A 6,869-nucleotide genomic window follows, 5' to 3' on the forward strand; every position below is an offset into this window, starting at 1 on the left:
CGCACGCCCCCTGCCACCGGCACGCACCCTCCCCACCTGGGCCGAAATCCTCATCATCGCCGCCGTGTTCGGACTCGCCCTCCAAGTCCTCACCTACGGCATCGGCACCGCCTACGGCGAACTCTTCACCGGCTTCCTGCTCCTCACCGGCTTCACCACCGCCGCGCTCTTCACCAGCGGACTGAGCGCCCGGCTCACCACCCTCACCCACCGGCACCGCCGCATCACCCTCACCGCGGCCCTCGTCACCGCCGTCCTCTTCCCCCTCACCCAGGACACCGACGAATACACCCTCATCATCGTCAACATCCTCATCTTCTCCACCGTCGCCCTCGGCCTGAACGTCGTCGTCGGCCTCGCCGGCCTCCTCGACCTCGGCTATGTGGCCTTCCTCGGCGTCGGCGCCTACACCGCCGCCCTCGTCTCCGGCTCCACCGCCTCCACCCTCCACATCCACTTCCCCTTCTGGGCCGCCGTCCTCACCGGCGCCGCCGCCTCCCTCGTCTTCGGCGTCGTCATCGGCGCCCCCACCCTCCGGCTGCGCGGCGACTACCTCGCCATCGTCACCCTCGGCTTCGGCGAGATCTTCCGCATCGCCGTCGGCAACCTCAACGGAGAATCCGGACCCTCACTCACCAACGGCCCCAACGGCATCCCCAACATCCCCGACCTCGCCATCCTCGGCTACGACTTCGGCGCCACCCACTCCCTCGGCAGCCTCACCCTCACCCCCTTCGCCAACTACTACCTCCTGATGCTCTTCTTCACCGCCCTCGTCGTCCTCGTCTTCAGCCGCGCCGGAAACTCCCGCATCGGCCGCGCCTGGGTCGCCATCCGCGAGGACGAAACCGCCGCCACCGCCATGGGCATCAACGGCTTCCGCCTCAAACTCATCGCCTTCGCCCTCGGCGCCACCCTCGCCGGACTCGCCGGCACCGTCCAGGCCCACGTCGCCTACACCGTCGTCCCCGAGCAATACGTCTTCGCCGGACCCGTACCGCCCAACTCCGCGTTCCTCCTCGCCGCCGTCATCCTCGGCGGCATGGGCACCATCACCGGCCCCCTCCTCGGCGCCGCACTGCTCTACCTCATCCCCGCCAAACTCCAGTTCCTCCAGGACTACCAACTCCTCGCCTTCGGCCTCGCCCTCATCCTCCTCATGCGCTTCCGGCCCGAGGGGATCATCCCCAACCGCCGCCGGCAGCTGGAGTTCCACGAAGCCGAAGCCGGCCCGGGCCCGGACACGGGCACCGACGGCATCCGGCTCACCAAGGCGGAGGCATAGCCACCATGACGACCACGACCGCCGCCCCCGTCCTCACCGCCACCGGCGTCACCATGCGCTTCGGCGGACTCACCGCCGTACGGGCCGTCGACCTCACCGTCCGGGAAGGCCAGATCGTCGGACTCATCGGCCCCAACGGCGCCGGAAAAACCACCTTCTTCAACTGCCTCACCGGCCTCTACACCCCCACCGAAGGCACCGTCACCTACCGCGACACCGTCCTCCCGCCCAAACCCCACCTCGTCACCCAGGCCGGTATCGCCCGCACCTTCCAGAACATCCGCCTCTTCGCCAATATGACCGTCCTCGAAAACGTCCTCGTCGGCCGCCACACCCGCACCAAGGAAGGCCTCCTCTCCGCCCTCCTCCGCGGCCCCGCCTTCCGCCACGCCGAAAAGGCATCCGAAGAACGCGCCATGGAACTCCTGGAATTCACCGGCCTGGCCGTCAAACGCGACCACCTCGCCCGCAACCTCCCCTACGGCGAACAACGCAGGCTCGAAATAGCCCGCGCCCTCGCCAGCGACCCCGGCCTGCTCCTCCTCGACGAACCCACCGCCGGAATGAACCCCCAGGAGACCCGCGACACCGAACGACTCGTCCTCGCCATCCGCGACCAGGGCACCGCCGTCCTCGTCATCGAGCACGACATGCGCTTCATCTTCAACCTCTGCGACCACGTCGCCGTGCTGGTACAAGGCGAAAAGCTGGTGGAAGGCACACCGGAGACCGTCCAGCGCGACGAACGCGTCATCGCCGCCTACCTCGGCACCCCCATCGAAGGCGCACCCATCGAAGGCGCACCCGCCGAGGAGGAAACCGACCGATGACCGCCCTTCTCGAGGTCGAGGACCTCCGCGTCGCCTACGGCAAGATCGAAGCCGTCAAAGGCATCTCGTTCACCGTCGACACCGGCCAGGTCGTCACCCTCATCGGCACCAACGGAGCCGGCAAGACCACCACCCTCCGCACCCTCTCCGGCCTCCTCACCCCCCGCTCCGGCACCATCCGCTTCGACGGACAACCCCTCACCGGAATCCCCGCCCACAAAATCGTCGCCCTCGGCCTCGCCCACTCCCCCGAAGGCCGCCACATCTTCCCCCGCCTCACCATCGCCGAGAACCTCCAGCTAGGAGCGTTCCTCCGCAAGGACGGCGACGGCATCGCCCAGGACGTCCGACGCGTCTACGACCTCTTCCCGATCCTGGGCGAACGTGCCCGGCAGGCAGCCGGCACCCTCTCCGGCGGCGAACAGCAGATGCTGGCGATGGGCCGCGCCCTGATGTCCCGCCCCAAGCTGCTCATGCTCGACGAGCCCTCCATGGGCCTCTCCCCGATCATGATGCAGAAGATCATGGACACGATCGCCGAGCTCAGGGCCACCGGCACCACGATCCTGCTCGTCGAACAGAACGCCCAGGCCGCGCTCGGTCTCGCCGACCGGGGGCACGTGATGGAGACCGGCCGGATCGTCCTCTCCGGGACGGGGACGGACCTGCTCCACGACGAGTCGGTACGCAAGGCGTACCTGGGCGAGGACTGACAGGGCACGCGAACGCGGAAGGGCCCGTGTCCGAAGACCGGACACGGGCCCTTGATCAGCTGATCAGCACCGAGGCCTACTGCTCCTTGGACGCCTTCTTCTCCCGGGCGTCCTCGATGACCGCCTCGGCGACCTGCTGCATGGACAGCCGGCGGTCCATCGACGTCTTCTGGATCCACCGGAACGCGGCGGGCTCGGTCAGCCCGTACTGCGTCTGGAGAATGCTCTTCGCCCGGTCCACCAGCTTCCGCGTCTCCAGGCGCTGAGCGAGGTCGGCGACCTCCTGCTCCAGCGCCTTCATCTCGGTGAAGCGGGAGACCGCCATCTCGATGGCGGGCACGACGTCGCTCTTGCTGAACGGCTTCACGAGGTAGGCCATGGCCCCGGCGTCCCGGGCCCGCTCCACGAGATCGCGCTGCGAGAACGCGGTGAGCATCAGCACGGGGGCGATCGACTCGGAGGCGATCCGCTCGGCGGCGGAGATACCGTCGAGGACCGGCATCTTCACATCGAGGATCACCAGATCCGGCCGGTGCTCGCGCGCCAGCGCCACGGCGGTCTCACCGTCGCCCGCCTCACCGACGACGGAGTAGCCCTCTTCCTCGAGCATCTCCTTGAGGTCGAGACGGATCAGGGCCTCGTCCTCGGCGATCACGACACGGGTGACGTGCGGAGGGGTGTGCTGCGGCTCGTCGTCGACGGGCGGCTGGGGCTCGGCGGCGGTCACGGGTCTCCTCGCTCAGGGCAGGTGGTGCCATATGAGCGTACCTAGTGGGGCTGCAGGGGGAGCACACGGTATGCTGCTCACCAGCTTGCCTAGCCGGGTTGGCGCAATCGGTTGACGCGGATGCCTCAAAAGCATCTGCCCGAAAGGGCATGCGGGTTCGAATCCCGCACCCGGCACTCAGCACCCCCATCGCGTGAACCTTCACGGTTCCGCCACACGGTGAAGCATCCGCCACGCACAGTGAGCGCATGAAGTTTCATGGCACTGCGGCGCGCCAGAAAGCACTCGATCTCATCGCCTCCGGCATCACCAACGCGGAGGTCGCCAGACGACTCGGCGTCCCGCCAGGCACGGTCAGCTACTGGCTTCACATGGATCGATCCAGGCGTGGCGAGTGCCCGGGCGTCCATAGATCCCAGTGCCATCGGTGCGATGGTTGCTCGCTTGACAAAGGGGCGTACGCCTACCTGCTCGGCCTCTACCTCGGCGACGGTCACATCATCCATTACCGGAAGCACCGCTCGCCCAGCCTGATGATCGCCTGTGACGACAGCTGGCCCGGCCTCATGGACGCCTGCGAGGCGGCTATGCGCGCAGTCTTCCCGGACAACGCCACCTGCCGGGTCCGTAGCAAGGGCTGCCACAACGTGAAGGTGTACTCGATGCATCTACCGTGTCTGTTCCCCCAGCACGGCCCCGGCAAAAAGCACGAGCGGCACATCACCTTGGAGCTGTGGCAGCAACGGATCGTGAACTCGTATCCGTGGGAGTTCATACGAGGGCTCATCCACTCGGACGGTTGCCGCATCACCAACTGGGCTACCAAATCGGTCAAGGGCGAGCGCAAGCGCTACGAGTACACGCGCTACTTCTTCAGCAACCGTTCGGATGACATCCGCGAGCTCTTCGCCAGCACCCTCACCAAGGTCGGCGTCGAGTGGAGCGTCCTGGCACGCAACGGCCAGCCCTTCAACATCTCCGTCGCCCGCAAAGCCTCCGTCGCCCTCATGGACGCCCACATAGGCCCCAAGTACTAGCGAGCGGCAGCGCTCACTCCTTCGGCGCGTCGTCCTCCCCGATGTGGTGCACCCGCACCAGGTTCGTGGTCCCCGCCATTCCCGGCGGGGAGCCCGCCGTGATGATGACCATGTCGCCCTGGCGACAGCGCCCGATCCGCAGCAGGTACTCGTCGACCTGGTCGACCATCTCGTCCGTCGTCTCGACGACCGGCCCGAGGAAGGTCTCCACGCCCCATGTCAGGTTGAGCATCGCCCGGGTCGCCGGCTCCGGCGTGAACGCCAGGAGCGGGATCGGTGAGCGGTAGCGCGACAGCCGCCGCGCCGTATCACCGGATTGAGTGAAGGCCACAAGGAACGTCGCACCGAGGAAGTCGCCCATTTCGGCCGCCGCGCGGGCGACGGCGCCGCCCTGGGTGCGGGGCTTGCTGCGTTCGGTCAGGGGTGGGAGGCCCTTGGCGAGGATGTCCTCTTCGGCCGCGATGACGATGCGGCCCATCGTGCGGACCGTCTCGACGGGGTACTTCCCGACGCTCGTCTCGCCGCTGAGCATCACCGCGTCCGTGCCGTCGATGACGGCGTTGGCGACGTCGGAGGCCTCGGCACGGGTGGGCCGGGAGGCGTCGATCATCGAGTCGAGCATCTGGGTGGCGACGATGACCGGCTTGGCGTTGCGCTTGGCGAGTTTGATGGCGCGCTTCTGGACGATGGGGACGGATTCCAGGGGCATTTCGACGCCGAGGTCGCCGCGGGCGACCATGATGCCGTCGAAGGCGGCGACGATGCCGTCGAGGTTGTCGACGGCCTGGGGCTTTTCGATCTTGGCGATGACGGGGAGGTGGCGGCCTTCCTCGTTCATGACGCGGTGGGCGTCGTCGATGTCGCGTGCGCTGCGGACGAAGGAGAGGGCGATGATGTCGGCGCCGGTCCTGATGGCCCAGCGGAGGTCTTCGATGTCCTTGTCGGAGAGGGCGGGGACGGAGACGGCGACGCCGGGGAGGTTGAGGCCCTTATGGTCGGAGACCATGCCGCCTTCGAGGACGAGGGTCTTGACGCGGGGGCCGGTGACCTGGACGACTTCGAGGGTGACGCGTCCGTCGTCGACGAGGATGCGTTCGCCCTTGGCGACGTCGGCGGCGAGGCCGTTGTAGGTGGTGCCGCACTGGTGGCGGTCGCCTTCGATGTCTTCGACGGTGATGGTGAATTCGTCGCCGCGTTCAAGGAGTACGGGTCCTTCGCGGAATCGGCCCAGGCGGATCTTCGGGCCTTGAAGGTCGGCGAGGACGGCGACGTTGCGGCCGGTTTCCTCCGCTGCCTTGCGTACCCGCTGGTAGCGCGCTTCGTGGTCGGCGTACGTGCCATGGCTGAGGTTGAAGCGGGCTACGTCCATGCCGGCTTCCACGAGTGCCTTGATCTGCTCGTACGAGTCGGTGGCGGGCCCAAGGGTGCAGACGATTTTCGCTCGGCGCATGGCACGACCTTATGACCTACCGGTGGGTAGAGAATTGGCCCGCCGCAACCGGCCAACGTCCTTTCGGTAAAAGCTTGTTGACACCTTGTGAAACGTGCAAGGGGGTGCTCTGATGAGCACCCCCATCGTGTGTCCCGTGACCGTCAGAGTGCCGGGCGGGTCATCGTAAAGCGGGCGTTGACGCTGGCGTAGACGGTCTGGCGCTGGGGTTCGAGGTCCAGCGTGGGCGGCGGGGCGGGGGCTCCGCCGTAGGCGGCGGCGCGCATCATGCCGCCGGGGGCGACGGGCATGGCGGAGACGGTGTTCTCGGCGCCGATGTCGGCGATCTCGACGACGGCGGCGAGGTCCGCGCCGAGGGCGGCGGCGTATTCGCGGGCGCGCTGGACGGCTTCGTGTACGGCCTGCCGGCGGGCTTCGCGGTGGGCGGGCGAGTCGGGGCGGAGGTTCCACCAGGGGCCGTCGACGCGGGTGAGGTCGAGTTCGGCGAGGCGGGTGGCGAGTTCGCCGAGGGCGGTGAAGTCGGCGAGGGTGGCGGTGATGTGGACGTGGCCGTGGTAGGCGCGGACGCGTTCGTGGCGGCCTTTGTCGGTGAGCTGGGGGGTGATGCTGAAGGTTCCGGTCTCGGTCTTCTCGACGGCGTCGCCGTAGGACTTGAGGAGGTCGAGGACTTGGTTGTTGCGGCGGGTGAGGTCCTGTAGGGCGTTGTGGCGGTCGGTGCCGCGGGCGGTGACGGTGATGCCGATGCGGGCGATCTCGGGGTCGACCTCGAGGCGGGCTTCGCCGCGGACGGCGACGCGGGGGGCGTCGGGGGTGCCGTAGGGGCTGTC

The 6,869-nt window shown here is 67.9% G+C and carries 7 protein-coding genes and 1 tRNA gene; 5 read left to right on the forward strand and 3 right to left on the reverse strand.

Going from position 1 to position 6,869, the window contains the following annotated elements:
• The 3 genes from K6I33_RS29175 to K6I33_RS29185 all read left to right on the forward strand — a co-directional run.
• The coding region (locus K6I33_RS29175; protein ID WP_229357538.1) for a branched-chain amino acid ABC transporter permease at positions 1 to 1,285 on the forward strand (1,285 nt) is incomplete at its 5' end.
• Between the two features lie 5 nt (positions 1,286 to 1,290).
• Positions 1,291 to 2,115 (forward strand): ABC transporter ATP-binding protein, encoded by an 825-nt coding sequence (locus tag K6I33_RS29180; protein ID WP_229357539.1) that lies wholly within the window; start codon positions 1,291 to 1,293, stop codon positions 2,113 to 2,115.
• Complete coding sequence (locus K6I33_RS29185) at positions 2,112 to 2,828, forward strand: ABC transporter ATP-binding protein (protein ID WP_229357540.1); 717 nt, start codon at positions 2,112 to 2,114, stop codon at positions 2,826 to 2,828. The genes K6I33_RS29180 and K6I33_RS29185 overlap by 4 nt, the downstream gene beginning before the upstream one ends.
• A 76-nt stretch (positions 2,829 to 2,904) precedes the next feature.
• Here the strand turns inward: K6I33_RS29185 and K6I33_RS29190 are convergent, their stop codons facing one another.
• The gene (locus K6I33_RS29190; protein WP_229357541.1) at positions 2,905 to 3,555 is read right to left on the reverse strand and encodes an ANTAR domain-containing response regulator; all 651 of its coding nucleotides are present in this window, start codon (positions 3,553 to 3,555) and stop codon (positions 2,905 to 2,907) included.
• A 92-nt stretch (positions 3,556 to 3,647) separates the two neighbouring features.
• Between K6I33_RS29190 and K6I33_RS29195 the strand changes: the two genes are divergently transcribed.
• Together K6I33_RS29195 and K6I33_RS29200 are read left to right on the forward strand one after the other, a co-directional pair.
• Positions 3,648 to 3,731, forward strand: a tRNA-Leu gene (locus tag K6I33_RS29195).
• A gap of 72 nt (positions 3,732 to 3,803) precedes the next feature.
• The gene (locus K6I33_RS29200; RefSeq protein ID WP_229357542.1) at positions 3,804 to 4,592 is read left to right on the forward strand and encodes a helix-turn-helix domain-containing protein; all 789 of its coding nucleotides are present in this window, start codon (positions 3,804 to 3,806) and stop codon (positions 4,590 to 4,592) included.
• A 13-nt stretch (positions 4,593 to 4,605) separates the two neighbouring features.
• Here K6I33_RS29200 and pyk read toward each other — a convergent pair whose 3' ends face one another.
• Together pyk and K6I33_RS29210 are read right to left on the reverse strand one after the other, a co-directional pair.
• Entirely contained in the window at positions 4,606 to 6,042 is a 1,437-nt protein-coding gene (gene pyk / locus K6I33_RS29205; protein ID WP_229357543.1) for a pyruvate kinase, read from the reverse strand.
• Between the two features lie 143 nt (positions 6,043 to 6,185).
• A partial coding sequence (locus K6I33_RS29210; RefSeq protein WP_229357544.1) for an SIMPL domain-containing protein occupies positions 6,186 to 6,869 on the reverse strand: 684 nt, incomplete at its 5' end.

The sequence above is a fragment of the Streptomyces sp. UNOB3_S3 genome (assembly GCF_020740895.1).
GTDB lineage: Bacteria > Actinomycetota > Actinomycetes > Streptomycetales > Streptomycetaceae > Streptomyces.